The organism is Chryseobacterium ureilyticum (assembly GCF_900156735.1).
Lineage (GTDB): Bacteria > Bacteroidota > Bacteroidia > Flavobacteriales > Weeksellaceae > Chryseobacterium > Chryseobacterium ureilyticum.
Genome location: NZ_FTOL01000006.1, coordinates 182307 through 200237, shown reverse-complemented (window position 1 = coordinate 200237; position 17931 = coordinate 182307). Strand labels below are relative to the sequence as shown.

Below are 17931 nucleotides of genomic sequence, written 5' to 3'. Positions count from 1 at the left end.
AAATATTGCCTATCACTTATGATTGGGTTTTAATTTTTATTTTCTTCTAGCGAGAATTTATAAAATTGATAGGGGGTATTACTTTTTATTCTTGCAGAATTATCATATTGTTCAGAGTCTTTTATAACATTAGATGTTCCAAAGAATTCTTTATCTTTTTTATATAGTGTAATCAATAAGTCTTCTTTTTTACCCTTTATATTAACAGGGGTGTTGTTTGGATCATCATATTCTTTTCTATATATTTCTATTGTATTATCATTTGAGATATAATAATTACATCTATTGCTAATATATACTCCTCCAGGATCAGTTTGAGGATAATCATCCCTCATTCTTGTATCTGCTGAAAATAATATTTCATGGGCTGTGATTTTTAGCTTAAACCATCCTACTTTATCTATTATTGACTGATAAGTTTTTAATTTTTTATCATCTGAATTAAGATATAGACCTTCCCAATCTTGTAAAGTATTACTAAAATTGTCATTGAATTTCTTTTCAGCAATATTTTGATACCAGAATCGGTCTAATTTTTTTCCATTCAAAACTCCAAATTTATAAGAATTTGGTTCTTCATCTCTTATATAATTTGTTGGAGCGGGACAATCATATATTTTTATATCTAAAGTTTCGTTTTTTAATTTTCCATTATCAACCGAATACACCTGATGTATTTCAAAAAATTCATCATTGTTATTTATTATATATTTTCCAATGGCAATACCATGTTTATTATTTTGCTTATCTAGTTGACAAATTGAATAGTAATAATCTTTTTTAATTTTCAAGGTATCTCTCAGTATGCTATCTTTTATAATGAATAGATATTTATTATCATATTCTACAAAAGTATTTTTGCTTTTATCAATTGGAGAGAATTCAATTATTGATGTATTACCCTCAATATTTTGCCATCCTTTTTCAATAAAAAAATGTTTTTTTTCATTGAACAGTTTTTTAAAAATTTCTGAATCAAGAATTTTAACTCCGTTATTATATGTAACCTTGCCATAGTCTTCAATTCTAAATTTTTCACCAATAATATGATGTTCCTGTCCCTTACAGTTAAACAAGAAAAGAAAAATTAATATATAAGTTCCTAGAAATTTATAGATTTCTTTGATCTTCTTTTTGGGGGTTCCATCTTGTTTTTGTACCATCTTGTTTATATTTATAGTTTGCTGCATTATCTTGATCTGAAGTGTTATATGAATTCAATTTAATAAATCTAGCAGGATTTGTTCTTTTCGTCTTACCTGTTCCATATGCATTCATCACTGTTGCAATTTCCAAGTGTAAATGTGGACTTGGTATATCATTAGCAATGCTACCAGAAACACCAGAATATCCTATTAATGTACCAGCTGTTACTTTTCCACTATGAACAAGACGTTTACTAAGATGCATATATATAAAATATACATCATCAGTTTCTTTAATATTTATTCCCATTTCTTCTCCACGTGAAAATTCTAGTTTATAGTTAACTATTTTTTCTTGTTCTAATAAATCTTTAACATTATCAATTTTTATTCTTATTGTTTGTCCAGCAGTATTTCCTGGAGTTGATTCAACAACTTCACCATCTAAACAAGCATATACAGGAGTTCCTTCAAATTCATCTTTTATATATGGTAAAGCAAATAAATCCAAGCCAGAATGGTATTTTGAATAATTTCCTCTTACATCCCCATATGCACCATTAACAGGTTTAATATTTCCATACGAATTATATTTTGTTCTTTTAGGATTATCAACGGGATCATGCCATTTTGAAGAATTTTCTGGTGATGTTTTATTGTGCAATTGGCATTCGCTCACTCTAAAAATTGATGCCATAGAATCTTTAAATTCAATTTTATAAGATTCTTCTTTTTCATCATCGTTTTTGTACCAAGTTCCACCAATAAGATGAGCTATTCTTTTAGTTTTAGACTTTGTTGCACTATTTATGATTCTAATAACTCCTAGACAAGCTTCTTTAGTAACCCCTGCTTCTGCTGGTACATACATATTATGCATATGCCAATCTCCTAATCCTGTTAACAAAGCTTCTGTTAATGTAAAAACTTCAGTGCTTCTGCGACCATCTTTTATATTGAGTACATTACTTTTTAAAACTTCATTTACGTGTTTTTCAATTTTAGTATAATTCTCCTTGCCTGTTATTTGTAACATCCCTCTTCCTCTATATCTCCATCCTTCATTATCATTTTCACTTAAGCTTTGATTATTAGCTGGGGCTTTATTTCCCAAAGTCGCAGCTTTAGGATCTAGACCGTACACAAAGTTAGCAACTTTTATTTGTTGTTCTAAGGTTAAACTTGGAGAACTGGATGTAGGTCTTCCTAACTCTTCTGCCATTTGTATTCCTGTCTTTCTTCCAAAAAGATGTCTAGAAGAAACATTCAAAAATCCAGTGTTTTTAAGCCCCTTAACTGTAAAATCCATCGATTCTCCTTTAAATGCAGGAGTTAGTTTATCTCCACTTTCTTGTTTAGCTTGTGCAAAGAAATGTGCTTTTAATGTACATGTACTAACTTTAAAGGCTTCACAATATTTATTAAATGAATTTATCATTTCTTCTATAATATTTTCATCTGATAAACTTGGGAAAACTCCTTGAATTTCTTCACGTGTTAAAACACTACACCTAGGGCATTTTCCTCCACCAATCTGGAAATAAGCTCCTTCTTTTTTGAGAAATTCTTTATCATGCTGTTTTTCTCCCTGTGCTTTGGCATGAAGGTATAGGAATTCAGGTACTTTCTTCAGAAGTTTAAAAGTTATAGTATTTCCTTCGCTGTAGTTCTTGATTTCTAAAACTTTTTTTATTTCTTCTTCACTGGAAGTTTTGCCGTTTTCTATTTTAGGATTTTTGGCATTTCCTTTTTGGGCGTTTGCAAGAATAACTTTAGCTATGGATGCTTTTTGGGTTTCATTGGTTATGTTTGTTGTACTTCCGAATGTATAGGTGTAGGTTCCGTCTTCTTTTCCTTTACTGATTTTATCTTTCCATTGTTTCAATTCATCTTCAGATTTTGGACGGAGATGGATCGGAATTTTGACTATATTATCTTTTACAGTTCCTGTGAATACTGTTTTTTCAGTTCCAGGCACTGCTTGTCCGGCAGGAGCTTTTTGTTCCATTTGTTCCTCTGTAATTTCAAGAACAGGAAGAAGGGAGTCTGGAATACCTTTAATGAGACCATCTTTTTCTTTGATAGAAATAGTCACCTGTTTTCCTTCCAGCAACATAGTTCTGGCTACCAGATATAATTTATCATCCAATGGAGCGCTGTCTACTTTCTTAAAGTCTGCCCCTAGTTTAAAGGTTTTAAAAGTAACGGTTTTTTCATTGGTTGTATCTTTACCATATGCCTGAGCAGTTAATGAGGCGGCAATTATTTCAAGAGTGGTATATTTTTTCTGAGCTTTCAGGCTGTCTTTAATTTTATTAAGAATAGTCTGAGCTACTTTATTTTTCTCTTCGGCAGTAGAGGTTTTGTTACCACTTTTGCTTCCTCCAAAAGTGTAAGTATGAGTACCATCTTCCTCTCCGGTTTGTTTGGTGTATTCTTTTTTTGCAAAATAAGCGTCCAGAAGTTCTTCTATCTTCACTGGATTGACAGTGGTAGGAGATACTCCACCGGATGGCGGAGGTGTTGCCGGCTGAGTATTATGAGCTTGTCCATGGGCTGATACTGGATCAGGGACTGGAATAGGATTTGGACTGGGAGTTGGTTGTTGTGGTTGCTGTGGTTGTTGAGGTGGAGGAGGAGCCGGCTGTTGGGGCTGGGGTGCAGGTTGTTGCGGTTGTGGTTGCCCTGCTGGAGTACGTAATTCCGTAGGGGTATTGATATTTACATTATTGGTTGCATGTTTTTTATGAGCATAGTATTCTACAGTTACATAGAATTCCATTTGCTGAGGATTGATTTCTCCTTCCATTGCTTTCCTCATAAGTGCCTTAGTCAGCATAAACTCAGCTCTGGCAGTTCCATTAATGACTTTTGCTCTTTTGTTGTCTATAGACTGATTACTATTATTATGCCCAGAATCTGTGGCATCATCTTCCCAAAGAGTAAACATTAGATATTGACCTTCCAGGTTCATACAACTGGCTTCAGCAACTAGTTTTTCTGTAAAACTGAAAACGGTTCCAGGGGTGTCGTCTATATATTTTAATTCTACTTTATTAATTTTAGGAACATCATTAGGTTGTGGTTGTACCTCAAGTGCCATAGGTGCTCTTTCTTCCGGGCTATGAAGATAAGCTTCCACTCTGAAGGTATCTTTGTAAGCATTTGTATTAAAAGTAAAGCTGCTTACACCCACTTTCTTGATGTTAGTAGGAACAAATTTTCCGTTTACCTTTTTAAATAAATGCCAGGTAACGAGTGCTGGATTCCTTTTTTGTATTGGTGTGGCAGGATACCACTCATCAATCTTATAAGTAGCCAGTTCACCTACTTTTGGTTTTGTATTTCCCGATATTTTATAAATTCCTTGTTTTGACATGACCGAAAAGTTTAAGGTTAATAGGCATCCACTTCATCGCCTTCTGTTTCTTTCTGAAATTCTTTGAAATCTATAAAAGGGTTGATGTTATGTTGTTCCTGTGGATCTGCTTTTTTTACATTTTGCTTGTTCATAGCTGCGGTCTGTCCATGCTCCATGATGGTGATTTTACCGCCTGTAGAACACATGAGCTCCGACATTTCAGTGACACAGCTATTGCCCATTACCTTTACTTTTTCATATGTTTTCTGCCATTTTCCTGCGGGAGCATAAGCACACGGAAGGTATCCTCCAGCTGTTGGTTTCAGTTTGCATTTTCCAAAGCTGGGACCTTGAGGATTGAATTGAAGATCCTGTTCAGTGACTGCCAGAAAATCTGCCTGCCCCTCTTCGTTATTCCAATAATGTTTTTGATGAGAAGTTACTTTAAACTGTGGAAATTGGTCACCTTGGTTACATTGAGCTTTCCCTTTCTGTATTACAAAGTGCTTTCCGTCATGTGGTGATGCGGATCCGGACATATTTTGCGTTTTTTATTGGTGTTGCTCCAAAGATACTAATTTATTTTAATTGCTTTTCCATTATAAAAACTTCATTTTCTGTTACATCACCAATCAGTAGTTCGAAATTTCCCGTAACTTTTTGAATCATTAAATTGGTCCTGTCAAAAATATATTCAGCTTCGTGACGACAGGCAATCGGATTGTTTCTAACCAATGATTCTTCGTAATAATCATGGTTTTTATCATAAAGCTGATTAAGATCCCGATAATCACAGCTAGTTCCGGTTTGTACAATTTTTAAAACATCATCATTACTGTTCTGGTCTTTCGGGAAAATACGGTTATAGAGTTCAAAACGAATAGGAGAGGCGTTGGATAGCCATGGAAGAAATTCCTGATAGGCTTCAGAATCTGTCCAGTCTTTATATTTTGCTCTGTAGAAAGACCCGAAAAGAAACTGAACCGGTAATGTATGTTGAATGCTATTTGTAATATGATCATTATTTTCAATTTTTGCTTTTACCTGATCGACATAGGCTGCTGAAAGGTCATCTGTAAAGTATTTTTTCAAAGCTTCCAATTCATTTTTGATCACTGATTCCGGATGAAAGAATTTTACATCTGCCAGTTTTCCTGTTGTATTTACTTTTATTTCTACGGGAAAGAGTAGGGCAGCACAGGCTTTAGCAAGGCTGGCAACTTTAGAATCTGATTCTATTCCGTCTTTTCTGGACCCAAAAATCTGTAATGAAAGAAAATGATCATCTTTTTCAGCTCTCAGATATTTCAACTCTGTCTGATACTGATAGCTGGATAGTATTTCACCATCCTGTAGTTTTTGATGTCTGATATTATAGATACCAGACAATAAAGGAATAGGAAATGTGATTTTTCCTTGTGGGGGATGGAAGTACAGACTGTCTCCGTTTTCATTGATCTCTTTATTCAATTTACTGATCTCTTTACCAAAAGGAATCAAAAGGAGCGTCCCGGATTTTAGTTTTATAGGTTCTACAAGTCTGTCGTATACAGCACAGTGCTTGTTGTGGAACTTTCTGAGGTAGTCAGGGTTCTCTACTTTAAGATCCGAAGCAATCTTTTCCAACGTATCGCCCGGAAGAGTCATATAAGTAATCATGTGATTTGGTTATTAATGATTATTGTTTAAAATACTGAGAAAGTTTCCCGTACGTAATTTATAAAAATCCCACAGAAAAACCTTCCAAATCATGTGAAAGGTTTATTAATAAAGCGATTATCCCTGAAATCAGGGAGTAATTTCATACTTTGGATATACTTAGTTCAAACACAAAAAAACCTTCCAGAATTCTGAAAGGTTTTTAATATTGTGTGGATAACTTTTTACAGTCCGAACATTCTTGCAAACAGATCCGGGAAGATTCCCAGGATAATGATCAGTACGATCACCACTACTGCAATGATGTTGTAAGTAAGGGTTACTTTTTCAGATGATTTGAATGTTGATTCTTTAAAGAAGAACATTGCAATGATCAGTCTCAAATAGTAAGCAATAGATAAAGCTGAACCTAATACTGCTACCAATACAAGGAAAGCTGCTCCGTTCATTGCCTGGGAGAATAAAGCAAATTTACCCATGAAACCAGCTGTTAATGGAACTCCTGCCATTGAAAGCATAGAGATTGCCGCCGCTGTTGCCAATAAAGGTTCTGTTTTTGCCAATCCTTTGAAGGCTCCGAAAGAAGTTTCTCTTTTTAATTTCTCTACCCAGATCAGACACATGAAAACTCCTACTGTAGATAAAGAATAAGCGAATAAATAAAACGCTAAGTTATAAGTAGAAAGGCTTGTCATTCCGAAGAATACCAATCCAATGTATCCAGCGTGAGATACTGAAGAGTAAGCAAGCATTCTTTTTGCATTTGTCTGAGCAAGACCCATAACGTTTGCCAATAATAAAGTAATGATTAAGAATACTCCAAGAACATTGATCCACTCGTGAGTAACTCCGGCAAATCCGATTGTCATTAATCTGAACAATGCAAAGAAACCTGAAATTTTTACAACACTTGCCATGAAAGCCGTGATCAATGAAGGTGAACCTGCATATACATCAGGGCTCCACATGTGGAAAGGCGCTAATGCAACTTTGAAAGCCAATGCACAAAGGATTAATAATACTCCTAGGATGAACATTACATTCCCTGTATTTGCTACTCCAAAGTCATGGATTCTATATAAATCGAAGGTTCCTGCACTTCCATAGATGAACGCGATCCCGAAAAGTAAAAAACCTGTCGCGAATGCACCCATTAAGAAATATTTGATTGAAGCTTCGTTTGATCTTAGATCAGTTTTGTTGGCACCAGCCATTACATATAAAGGAATAGAAAGGATCTCAACACCTAAGAACATTGTTACCAAGTTCTGGTATCCGAAAAGAACAATTCCTCCTACTAATGCAAATAGCATCAATGCATATAATTCTGACTGGTGGCTTCTGTGATTGCTGAATGCAAAACCTCCCAGGAAGAACAACAATAAGGTTGTTACAATGGCTAATTTGGTGAATAATGCAGTATTAGCACTATATTCATACATATGCTTGTATTGATCGAAGAACGAACATTCAGGCATAAAGCTTACATACAATGCGATGATTAAACCCAAAATCCCAATGTATCTTGCGAATTTTCCTTGTTCAAAAACTCCTGAAAATAACGCAATAACTGCCGTTAGGAAAACAATAATTAAAACACTCATAATATAGATTTGAGATGTGAGATTTTAATTGAAAATATAAAGTTGAAAATTGAAAGTTTGAATAATATCCGAAAGCCGGATCTTAAAGTCTTTGTTCTTTTCTCTTTATTCTTTGTCTCTTTTAATCTCTTATTTTTTTAATTTTTAAATCTTTTAATTTTTTAGTTAGCCATCGCTGTGTAGATAAACTTCACTGAACTACCTATCATATCGATTACCGGTTGTGGAAAAATACCAAGTAAGATCACAAAAACCGCTAAACTTGCCAATACAGAAAATTCTACACCTGATAAATCTTTTGCTGTACTTAATACTTCTGCATTTCCTTCTCCGAACATTGCTTTTCCGTAGAATCTCAATAAGTAAACAGCTGCAAGAATAATCGTAAGACCAGCAATTACTGCTGCTGTTCCGTTGAAGTCATATACTGCTTTCAACAAGATAAATTCTCCGATGAATCCATTCGTCAATGGAACTCCCATTGAACCTAATATAATAATCAGGAACAACACGGCAAACTTAGGCGCTACTTTAGCTAAACCACCCATTTGTCTGATGTCTCTTGATTTAAATCTCTTGTATAAAATATCACAACAGTAGAATAATCCTACTACGTTGATACCGTGAGCGAAAGTCTGTACCAAAGCTCCTTCAGCACCTTCTACATTGAAAGTCCCTCTTAAAGTAACTACTGCAGAAGCGAAGATACCCGCTACCATCAATCCTACGTGAGAGAAAGATGAATAAGCTATGATTCTCTTCATATCAGACTGGATGATCGCGATCAATGCTCCGTGAACAATTCCCACAATAGCAAGGATAATTACAATTTGTCCTGAAATTCCAGCAATCGGAAGTGGTGTGATTGGAAGTAAATAACGCATTACACCGTATACCGCCATTTTAAGCATGATACCAGATAACAACATCGATCCTTGAGTAGGAGAGTAGGTATAGGTATCAGGCTGCCAGGTATGGAAAGGAAATACTGGTAATTTCACTGCAAAAGCAAAGAAAATGAACCAGAATACCACAGTCTGTTGTACTTCATTCAGTTGTGCATTGTAAAGATCTGTTAAAGCGAATGATGCAGAGTGGTTGTACACATAGATCAATCCGGCTAACATAAATAAAGATCCTACGAATGTATATACGAAGAATTTCGTAGTGAATTCAAACCTTTTATTCTCTTGTCCCCAAAGTCCGGCAATAAACCAAATTGGAATCAAAGTTACTTCCCAGAAAATGTAGAACAATAATCCGTCTAAAGAAGTAAATACTCCTACAAGACCGAATTGCATCAACAGAATCAGTCCGTAGAATGTATTTCTGTAGTTTACACTTTCGTTGAAGGAAGATAAAATGATGATTGGCGCTAAAATGTTAGTCAGCAATAAAAGAAGCATGCTCATTCCATCGATACCGAAGTGAAGAGAGCTCTTCATGAATTGTGACCAAGGATAATTAATCTCGTGCTGTAATACGCTGTCTACAGTCGGAGCAAAATCGAAATCTGCCAGAATGTAGAAGGTAATAAGCATTTGAATCAATGCAATTCCCAGTGCCAAATATTTGCTGGAATTACTCTTCCATGCAAAAACTAATCCCGAACCTACTAGAGGTAATAGTAATAATGTTAATAATAAACAAGACATTATTATTGTAATAAAAAGTTAACAATTAATATAATTCCCACAGCTAAAGACATGATAAGAATATACGTCTCTACATTTCCGTTCTGTACACGCTTCATAGCTTTTCCGCTGTCTTCAGCACCATCACCTACAAAGTTTACAAAACGGTCTAAGATACCCTTATCAAACATTTTTCCTCCGCGTCCTAATCCTTCAACAGTTTTTACAATCAATGCGTTGTAAAGTTCGTCAACGTACAATTTCTTAGCAGAAAGCTTTTCCCATCCGGTATAGTTTTCTTCTGCAATAGCCATCTTCTTCTTACTTACATAAGTATTTCTAACGATGAACCATACAGAGAAAAACATAATCACTGTAGCTGCTAATAAGATCATTTCAGTATTGAAAGGTACTCCTGAAAGAGTAGCTTCCATCTGGCTGTAGCTTTGTTCTGTAAGAACAGGCTTTAACCATTCCATCAGTTTAGCATAGTGCCCGTGACCGATGAAGTGTGGTAAGTTAATAAAACCTCCAACTACAGAAAGGATTGCCAATACGATCAATGGTAATGTCATATTAGATGGGCTTTCATGTAAGTGGTGTTTTTGTTCTTCAGTACCTCTGAACTCTCCGTGGAAAGTCAGGTAGTATAATCTGAACATATATGTTGCAGTCATTGCCGCTAAAACAAATAAGATTACCCAATAGATTGGATTTTTAGCGAAAGCTGCTACTAAAATTTCGTCTTTAGAGATCATCCCCGATAAAAGAGGGAAACCTGAGATTGCTAATGTCCCTATAAGGAATGTTGCGTGCGTAAGAGGAATATATTTTTTAAGACCTCCCATGAAACGCATATCCTGTTCGTTGCTCATAGCGTGGATTACAGAACCTGCACCTAAGAATAATAATGCTTTGAAGAAAGCGTGTGTCATTACGTGGAACATTGCTGTTGTATAAGCTCCCAATCCTAAAGCGATGAACATAAATCCAAGCTGTGAAACTGTAGAGTATGCCAATACTTTTTTGATATCGTTCTGACGTAATGCGTAGAATCCTGCTAAAGCTGCGGTTAAGAATCCGATGAATAAAATTCCTCCCTGTACAGTTGGAGCTAAAGTAAATAAGAAGTTAGATCTTACTACTAAATAGATACCAGCTGTTACCATCGTTGCCGCGTGAATTAACGCAGAAACAGGAGTTGGTCCCGCCATTGCATCCGGTAACCAAGTATATAATGGAACCTGAGCAGATTTACCGGTAGCACCGATGAACAAACTCGCTGTGATAAAGATGATCACTGTTCCGTCTAATTCAAATTTTGAAGCGTTTTCAGCTACTGAAAGGTAATCTACAGCGTTAGTTTGAGAAGCGATCATAAAGATACCGATCAATAACGCAAGGTCACCAATTCTGTTCATGATGAAAGCTTTTCTTGCTGCTTTACCGTATTCTTCGTTGGTATACCAGAATCCGATCAACAGGTAAGAACAAAGACCTACACCTTCCCATCCGATGAATAGGATAAGGTAGTTGCTTCCCATCACTAAAAGTAACATCGAGAAGATGAAAAGATTCAGGTAAGTAAAGAACTTATAGAATCCTTTGTCATGACTCATATATCCGATAGAGTATAAGTGGATCAGTGAACCGATACCCGTGATGATCATTACCATCATTAAAGAAAGCTGATCAATTTGAAATCCAAAATTAATTTGAATACCATTTACTCTAAACCATTCAAAAGCTTTTACGATTACAGGCTGGCTTTCAGAATTGAAATTCATGAAAAGACTTACAGCGATACAGAAAGATCCGAAAACCATTGCCGTAGCTAAAGAACCTACCAATATTTTTGGAAGATTTTTCCCGAATAAACCGTTAATAAGAAACCCTAAAAGTGGTAAAAGTACTATTGCATATACTAAATTCTCCATTCTTATCCTCTTAATTTATTAAATATACTCACATCTACAGAACGGGTGTTTCTATATAGCATAGCAATAATTGCCAATCCTACTGCTACTTCAGCAGCAGCTACCACCATAATGAAGAAAACTAAAAGTTGTCCGTCGCCGTTGCCTTTATACGCTGAAAAAGCTGCCAATAAAAGGTTTACAGAATTCAGCATAAGCTCTACACAGCCCAGAATCACAATAGCATTTTTTCTAAGCAATACTCCCATCACTCCTAAGCAGAATAATACTGAACAAAGGATAATGAAGTAATCCAAAGGGATGCTTTGTATAAATGTATTTACTTCTCCCATAATTTTATAAATCTTTTTTACCGATTAATACCGCGCCCACAATACCTGCCAAAATTAGGATGGAAGCAAGCTCAAACGGCAAAACATATTCATTAAACAAAAGTCTACCAAGGTTTTTAGTAAGACCTACACCTCTGTCTACATTTTCCACTACAATATGGTTGTCTTTCACACCTCTGAATACTCCTAATACACCTATTAAAAGAAGCCCTGCAGTAAATACTCCAACAAATTTTAAAGTATTTCCCTTCTTACTTTCGTCTTCTTTATTAAGGTTAAGCATCATAAGGATGTAAAGGAAAAGTACCATGATGGCACCTGCGTAAACTATAATCTGGATAATTGCAAGGAACTGAGCATTCAAAAGAATATACATTCCGGCAATTGAAAACATCGTAACAATTAATGACAAAATAGCATAAAGAGGATTTTTTGCAAATACAAAGTATACTGCACTTGACACTGCTAAAAACGCCACCAAGAAAAATAAAAACTGATCCATTATTTTACCGCATTTTTTTGTTTCTCGGATTGTCTTGTTGTGATGTCAATCCTTTCATTTATTTTTTCAACTAATTTATCTTTTCCATAGATGAAAGAGCCTCTGTTGGTTTCTACGTCTACCAATCTGTCTGTAAGATAGATGGCAGATTTAGGACAAGCTTCTTCACACATTCCGCAGAAAATACATCTTAGCATATTGATTTCATATACTGAAGCATATTTTTCTTCTCTGTAAAGTCCTCTTTCCTCTTTAGTTCTTTCAGCAGCAGTCATCGTAATGGCTTCTGCAGGACAAGCTACCGCACAAAGTCCGCAAGCTGTACATCTTTCTCTGCCTTCTTCGTCTCTTTTCAAAACGTGCTGACCTCTCCAGATGGTAGTTCTTGGTTTCTGTACTTCCGGATACGAATATACTGCGGGAGCACCTTTTATCACGGTTCTTACAGCATGCTTAAATGTAATCCCCATCCCGGTAAAGATCGCAGGAAGATAGATTTTTTCAGCAAGGGTCATTTCTTTATTGGAAACAACTTTTGATCTGTTTGTAAGTTTCATTTATTTAATTTTTTTAGGCTGAACTTGTATCCAGCATTAAAAATATATTCTTATCTCTTAGTTTGCAAATGCTAAAATTACAGCTCCTGTAATTAATAGGTTTACCAATGCCATCGGAATTAATGTTTTCCATCCTAAGTGCATTAACTGGTCATATCTGAATCTTGGAAGCGTCCATCTGATCCACATGAAGATCAGAATTCCGATTACAGTTTTCGTTAAGAATGCTACGATACTTAAGATTCCTGCAACGTTTTCTCCCCAGTTTTGTGTTACCCATTCAATACCAGGATAGTTATAACCTCCGAAGAAAAGTACTACCATGAAAGCATTAGAAATAAACATGTTCACGTATTCCCCAAACATATATAAACCTAATTTCATGGAAGAGTATTCTGTAGAGTATCCTGTTACCAATTCAGATTCACATTCAGGTAAATCGAACGGGTGTCTGTTGGTTTCAGCTAAAGCTGCTACAAAGAATACAAGGAAAGCGATCGGCTGATAGAAAATATTCCAGTTCATTCCTGAAACCCAAGGAATAATTCCCCATAATTTCCCATGAGTCTGACTTTCAGTGATTTCTTTCAAATCTAAACTTCCAGCCATCATAATAATAGAAAGAAGTGCTAATCCCATTGCCAATTCGTAAGAAATCATCTGAGAAGAAGCACGGATAGCACCTAATAGTGAATATTTGTTGTTCGAAGCCCAACCTCCGATCATAATTCCGTAAACCCCGATGGAAGCCATTCCGATGATGAAAAGTACACCAACGTCAATGTTAGCAACCTGAAGATCAAAAGAAGTACCTGCAATATTTAAACTTTTACCCCAAGGAATAACTGCTCCTGTGATCAATGAAATAAACATTACTAAAGCCGGTCCCAATACGAAAAGGAATCTTTCAGCATTGGCAGGCGTAAAGTCTTCCTTAAAGAAGAATTTTCCACCGTCAGCAAGAGGTTGCAGTAATCCGAAAGGTCCAGCTCTGTTAGGACCAATTCTATCCTGCATGATAGAGGCTACTTTTCTTTCTGCCCAGGTAGAGTAGGCTGCGATCGTTAACGATAGCAGGAAAAGTGCTAGTACAAGTATAAGTTTAAATGTAAGTAAATCCATTTTATTTAGATATTTAGATGTCAGATGCTAGATATCAGATGGTCTGAAGTCTGGAGTCTGAAATCTGATGTCTTTTAATTAAAATTATTTTTCGTCTTTTTCACTGATTTCCTTAGCCATTGGATTGTCTAAAACTCTTAGCTCATCCTTAGGTTTTTCGTAATGGTTCAATGAAATTACAGAATGTCTGTCGATGTGTCTAGGACCTTCGATGTTCCAGTCTGATAATGATTTTCTTTCGAAACGGCATGTATCACAGATGAATTCTTCAACTTCACCCCACTGGTCTTTTCTGGCAGTAACTCTTACGACTTCATCACCTTTCATCCAAACTACAGCTTTTCCAGAACACTTGTCACATTTACAAGAAGCATTCATTGGCTTTGTAAACCAAACTCTGCTTGTAAAACGAGCTGTTCTGTCTGTTAATGCTCCTACCGGACAAACATCAATAATGTTTCCGATGAAGTCATTGTCTAAAGCTTTATTTAAGTAAGTAGAAATTTCAGCATGATCTCCTCTGAAAAGAATACCGTGTTCTCTTGTTTCTGTAAGCTGATTAGCAGTTAATACACATCTTGCACAAAGAATACAACGGTTCATGTTCAGCTTGATGTTTGGTCCAAGATCGTCAGCTTCGTAAGTATTTCTTTCGAATTCTGTTCTTGTCTCAAGATTTCCATGCTCATATCCAAGATCCTGAAGGTGGCATTCACCAGCCTGATCACAAACAGGACAGTCTAGCGGGTGATTTACCAATAAGAATTCGGTAACCGCTTTTCTTCCTTCCTGAGCTTTCTCAGAAGTAAGGTTTTTTACTTCCATACCGTCCATTACATTAGTTCTGCAGCTTGCTACCAACTTCGGCATAGGACGTGGGTCTGCTTCAGATCCTTTGGAAACTTCTACAAGACAAGTTCTACATCTTCCTCCACTGGTCTCCAGTTTGCTGTAGTAACACATAGCAGGAGGTACAGATTTACCACCGATTTGTCTCGCAGCTTCCAGAATAGAAGTACCAGGCAAAACTTCAGTAGTCTGTCCGTCTATAGTTATTTTGAATTTTTTAACTTCTTCGCTCATATGATATGCTTTAAGCTTTATGCGTTAAGCAATAGGCTTTGTTATTTATATTTTTTCGTATTAAATGTATATCCAATTCCTGCTAGAACTTGTCCAAAAACAAAGTCTTGACGTGCTTTATCAGGTTTGTTATTCAATGTAGTCTTAATATCCCACATATTGATATAACCGGCTTTTCCTTCTACTCTTAGCATCCAGTTTTTCCAGAAAACTAAGTTAATGCTGGATCTGATATCGGTTCCCATACCTGCCACGTGAAAACGGTCACTTCTTTCGTTACCAAAAAGTTTTACATTACTTTTCGGGAACATGAATCCGATACCGGCTCCATAAGACCATACTAAATCTATATTTTTCTTATGAATAAGATTTTGGTATTTCTCAAGACCTAAGTTTTCATAATTAAGTCCGTCAGTATGTTCAAAAGTAAGGAACTTCTCATCTGCAAGGTTTACCTGTCCGTTTTGTACCATTGCCGCATATTCAGGATCTGAAATATGTCCTTTAAAGTTAACGGTTTGATTTTGATCCATCACATATTTCATGTGATCAATTCCTAAAACAAGAGCCAAATTATCTTTAATAAAATATCCTATTCTGAAATTATACTGCGTTACAGTAAACCAGCTTGGATCAAAATAGACAATTCCAAATTTTGTAGGTCTGTCCTGTGCGGTTACGTTATTCAATTGAAAATCGTACCCGTTTCCTGTAAAATGGATGTCAGAATTGCTATAAGCCGCTCTGTTCCAACCATAAAAAACGAAAACCTGACCTTTTTTGCTTAATGGTAAAGGTTTTTCCTTTTTTTCAGCTTTAGTCTTTTGTTGTTCGCTTTTTGCATATGCTAAATCCTCTTCAACTGATCTGTCATATTTTGTACTATCACTTTTTGTGTTCTGTGCAAATACAAAGTTTGACATCATTAAGCCAACTACCAATAATTTTTTCATTCTAAGCATTTTTTTCAACAGCAGGGATAGGATCTGCATAATGTGCTAATCCATAGTTTTGAGTCTGAGATAACTCAGGGTTTTTCACGTGCCACTCAAATTCATCTCTGAAGTGACGGATCGCCGCTGCAACTGGCCAAGCCGCTGCATCACCCAATGGACAGATGGTATTTCCTTCGATTTTTCTCTGGATATCCCAAAGTAGATCGATATCTTCCATCTTTCCTTCTCCTTTTTCAATTTTCTTTAAGATCTTGTACATCCATCCTGTACCTTCACGGCAAGGTGTACATTGTCCACAGCTCTCGTGATTATAGAATCTCGCTAAAGTCATTGTGTGATCTACAATACACTGGTCTTCATCCAATACGATGAAACCTCCTGAACCCATCATTGTTCCGGTAGCAAAACCACCGTCAGCTAATGATTCGTAGTTCATATATCTTGGCTCTCCGTTCACAGTTCTCAACAATAAGTTTGCTGGAACGATCGGAACAGAACTTCCTCCAGGAATACAAGCCTTTAATTTTTTTCCGTCTTTAATACCACCACAATACTCATCAGAATAGATGAACTCTTCTACAGTGATCGTCATATCGATTTCGTATACACCTGGTTTATTGATGTTTCCACAAGCAGAAATTAATTTCGTACCTGTAGATCTTCCCACACCAATTTTTGCATACTCAGCACCTGTAATATCAATGATTGGAACAATTGCTGCGATAGACTCAACGTTGTTTACCACCGTTGGTCTTTCCCAAAGTCCTTTTACAGCTGGGAATGGCGGTTTTAATCTTGGATTACCTCTTTTTCCTTCAAGGGATTCTAGCAATGCAGTTTCTTCACCACAGATATATGCTCCACCACCTCTCTGTACATAGATTTCAAGATCGAAACCTGTTCCTAAAATATTTTTACCTAAAAATCCTGCTGCTTTAGCTTCTTCAATCGCTTCTTCAAGGATATCCGGAATCCATGAATATTCTCCACGGATGTAGATATAAGAAGTGTTGGAACCTAAACAGTAAGATGAAATTAGCATTCCTTCGATCAATAGGTGAGGAAGGAACTCCATCAGATATCTGTCTTTGAATGTTCCAGGCTCAGATTCATCCGCATTTACTACAAGGTGTCTTGGAACGCCTTCTGGTTTTGCCAAAAAGCTCCATTTCATACCTGTAGGGAAACCAGCTCCACCACGACCTCTTAATCCTGAAGCTTTTACTTCTTCAAGAATTTCGTCAGGAGTCATCTTCAAGGCTTTTTCAGCTGCTGTATAACCTCCCTGTTTACGGTAAGTTTCAAAGTAGCGGATGCCTTCTATATGTGCGTCTTTAAGTAAAAGTTTTTTACTCATTGTTATTTGCTTCTTGCAATAGGCTTTTGGCTTCTTGCATTAATTAGTATTAAACGTTAAGTGAATAATTTAAAATCTAAAATTTAGAATTTAAAATTTCTATTAGTCTAAAGCAAGTTGTCCTTGTCTGCAAAGCTCAAGGATTTCGTCTACTTTTTCTATCGTTAAATTTTCATGAAAGAATTTACCTAACTGTAACATTGGTGCATAACCACATGCTCCAAGACATTCAGCAGGCTTTAATGTGAACATACCGTCTTCAGTAGTTTCACCATCCTTAATGTTCAGTTTCGTTCTGATATGATCAAGAATTTTTTCGCTTCCACAAACCATACAAGGTCCTGTTCTGCAAACTTCCAAAACATATTTACCGACAGGCTTCATATTAAACATGGTATAGAAAGTTGCCACTTCATATACTTCAATCGGTTGGATACTTAATAGTCCGGCAACATAATCCATCACAGGAACGTCTAACCATCCTCCGAATTCTTTCTGTGCCAAGTGAAGTACAGGAAGAAGAGCAGATTTTTGTCTTCCTTCAGGATATCTTGCGATAATTTTATGCACCTGTGCTAAACTTTCCGGTTTAAAAGCTATTGTTTCGCTCATTTTTTTATATAGATTAAAGAACAAAGAACCAAGAGAAAAGACTTTTTGATTCGTGATCTAAATTCATTTT

The 17931-nt window shown here is 36.0% G+C and carries 15 protein-coding genes; all 15 read right to left on the bottom strand.

Going from position 1 to position 17931, the window contains the following annotated elements:
• Positions 1-29: 29 nt before the first annotated feature.
• The 15 genes from BW983_RS16915 to BW983_RS16845 all read right to left on the bottom strand — a co-directional run bounded on the left by BW983_RS16915 (position 30) and on the right by BW983_RS16845 (position 17861).
• Positions 30-1163, bottom strand: coding sequence for a hypothetical protein (locus BW983_RS16915; RefSeq protein ID WP_139329304.1), 1134 nt, complete (start codon positions 1161-1163; stop codon positions 30-32).
• The gene (locus BW983_RS16910) at positions 1111-4524 is read right to left on the bottom strand and encodes a M23 family metallopeptidase (protein ID WP_076553067.1); all 3414 of its coding nucleotides are present in this window, start codon (positions 4522-4524) and stop codon (positions 1111-1113) included. The genes BW983_RS16915 and BW983_RS16910 overlap by 53 nt, the downstream gene beginning before the upstream one ends.
• A gap of 17 nt (positions 4525-4541) precedes the next feature.
• The gene (locus tag BW983_RS16905; RefSeq protein ID WP_076553066.1) at positions 4542-5045 is read right to left on the bottom strand and encodes a DUF4280 domain-containing protein; all 504 of its coding nucleotides are present in this window, start codon (positions 5043-5045) and stop codon (positions 4542-4544) included.
• Positions 5046-5085: 40 nt separating this feature from the next.
• Positions 5086-6165 (bottom strand): hypothetical protein, encoded by a 1080-nt coding sequence (locus BW983_RS16900; protein WP_076553065.1) that lies wholly within the window; start codon positions 6163-6165, stop codon positions 5086-5088.
• 224 nt (positions 6166-6389) lie between these two features.
• Positions 6390-7769 (bottom strand): NADH-quinone oxidoreductase subunit N, encoded by a 1380-nt coding sequence (locus tag BW983_RS16895; RefSeq protein WP_076553064.1) that lies wholly within the window; start codon positions 7767-7769, stop codon positions 6390-6392.
• Between the two features lie 161 nt (positions 7770-7930).
• A complete protein-coding gene (locus BW983_RS16890; protein WP_076553063.1) occupies positions 7931-9424 on the bottom strand; it encodes a complex I subunit 4 family protein in 1494 nt (497 codons plus the stop codon).
• A gap of 2 nt (positions 9425-9426) precedes the next feature.
• The gene (nuoL, locus tag BW983_RS16885; RefSeq protein ID WP_076553062.1) at positions 9427-11340 is read right to left on the bottom strand and encodes an NADH-quinone oxidoreductase subunit L; all 1914 of its coding nucleotides are present in this window, start codon (positions 11338-11340) and stop codon (positions 9427-9429) included.
• 2 nt (positions 11341-11342) lie between these two features.
• On the bottom strand, positions 11343-11672 hold the full coding sequence (gene nuoK / locus BW983_RS16880; RefSeq protein ID WP_065396642.1) for an NADH-quinone oxidoreductase subunit NuoK: 330 nt from the start codon (positions 11670-11672) through the stop codon (positions 11343-11345).
• Between the two features lie 4 nt (positions 11673-11676).
• Complete coding sequence (locus tag BW983_RS16875) at positions 11677-12174, bottom strand: NADH-quinone oxidoreductase subunit J family protein (protein ID WP_076553061.1); 498 nt, start codon at positions 12172-12174, stop codon at positions 11677-11679.
• Positions 12174-12731 (bottom strand): NuoI/complex I 23 kDa subunit family protein, encoded by a 558-nt coding sequence (locus BW983_RS16870; RefSeq protein ID WP_034693420.1) that lies wholly within the window; start codon positions 12729-12731, stop codon positions 12174-12176. The genes BW983_RS16875 and BW983_RS16870 overlap by 1 nt, the downstream gene beginning before the upstream one ends.
• Before the next feature lie 57 nt (positions 12732-12788).
• Positions 12789-13853, bottom strand: a complete 1065-nt coding sequence (gene nuoH, locus BW983_RS16865) for an NADH-quinone oxidoreductase subunit NuoH (protein WP_076553060.1) — start codon at positions 13851-13853, stop codon at positions 12789-12791.
• An 84-nt stretch (positions 13854-13937) separates the two neighbouring features.
• On the bottom strand, positions 13938-14936 hold the full coding sequence (locus BW983_RS16860; protein ID WP_076553059.1) for an NADH-quinone oxidoreductase subunit G: 999 nt from the start codon (positions 14934-14936) through the stop codon (positions 13938-13940).
• A gap of 41 nt (positions 14937-14977) precedes the next feature.
• Complete coding sequence (locus BW983_RS16855; protein WP_065396713.1) at positions 14978-15889, bottom strand: hypothetical protein; 912 nt, start codon at positions 15887-15889, stop codon at positions 14978-14980.
• Between the two features lies 1 nt (position 15890).
• Positions 15891-17249, bottom strand: a complete 1359-nt coding sequence (gene nuoF / locus BW983_RS16850; protein WP_034693428.1) for an NADH-quinone oxidoreductase subunit NuoF — start codon at positions 17247-17249, stop codon at positions 15891-15893.
• 102 nt (positions 17250-17351) lie between these two features.
• Entirely contained in the window at positions 17352-17861 is a 510-nt protein-coding gene (locus BW983_RS16845; protein WP_076553058.1) for an NADH-quinone oxidoreductase subunit NuoE family protein, read from the bottom strand.
• Between the last annotated feature and the right edge of the window lie 70 nt (positions 17862-17931).

Bases quoted from the DNA above. Each gene is read 5' to 3' on its own strand.
- BW983_RS16895 (WP_076553064.1), bottom strand. From the start codon at position 7,769: ATGAGTGTTTTAATTATTGTTTTCCTAACGGCAGTTATTGCGTTATTT.
- nuoF (WP_034693428.1), bottom strand. From the start codon at position 17,249: ATGAGTAAAAAACTTTTACTTAAAGACGCACATATAGAAGGCATCCGC.
- BW983_RS16875 (WP_076553061.1), bottom strand. From the start codon at position 12,174: ATGGATCAGTTTTTATTTTTCTTGGTGGCGTTTTTAGCAGTGTCAAGT.
- BW983_RS16915 (WP_139329304.1), bottom strand. From the start codon at position 1,163: ATGGTACAAAAACAAGATGGAACCCCCAAAAAGAAGATCAAAGAAATC.
- BW983_RS16905 (WP_076553066.1), bottom strand. From the start codon at position 5,045: ATGTCCGGATCCGCATCACCACATGACGGAAAGCACTTTGTAATACAG.
- BW983_RS16845 (WP_076553058.1), bottom strand. From the start codon at position 17,861: ATGAGCGAAACAATAGCTTTTAAACCGGAAAGTTTAGCACAGGTGCAT.
- BW983_RS16860 (WP_076553059.1), bottom strand. From the start codon at position 14,936: ATGAGCGAAGAAGTTAAAAAATTCAAAATAACTATAGACGGACAGACT.
- BW983_RS16910 (WP_076553067.1), bottom strand. From the start codon at position 4,524: ATGTCAAAACAAGGAATTTATAAAATATCGGGAAATACAAAACCAAAA.
- nuoK (WP_065396642.1), bottom strand. From the start codon at position 11,672: ATGGGAGAAGTAAATACATTTATACAAAGCATCCCTTTGGATTACTTC.
- BW983_RS16855 (WP_065396713.1), bottom strand. From the start codon at position 15,889: ATGAAAAAATTATTGGTAGTTGGCTTAATGATGTCAAACTTTGTATTT.
- BW983_RS16870 (WP_034693420.1), bottom strand. From the start codon at position 12,731: ATGAAACTTACAAACAGATCAAAAGTTGTTTCCAATAAAGAAATGACC.
- nuoH (WP_076553060.1), bottom strand. From the start codon at position 13,853: ATGGATTTACTTACATTTAAACTTATACTTGTACTAGCACTTTTCCTG.
- BW983_RS16890 (WP_076553063.1), bottom strand. From the start codon at position 9,424: ATGTCTTGTTTATTATTAACATTATTACTATTACCTCTAGTAGGTTCG.
- BW983_RS16900 (WP_076553065.1), bottom strand. From the start codon at position 6,165: ATGATTACTTATATGACTCTTCCGGGCGATACGTTGGAAAAGATTGCT.
- nuoL (WP_076553062.1), bottom strand. From the start codon at position 11,340: ATGGAGAATTTAGTATATGCAATAGTACTTTTACCACTTTTAGGGTTT.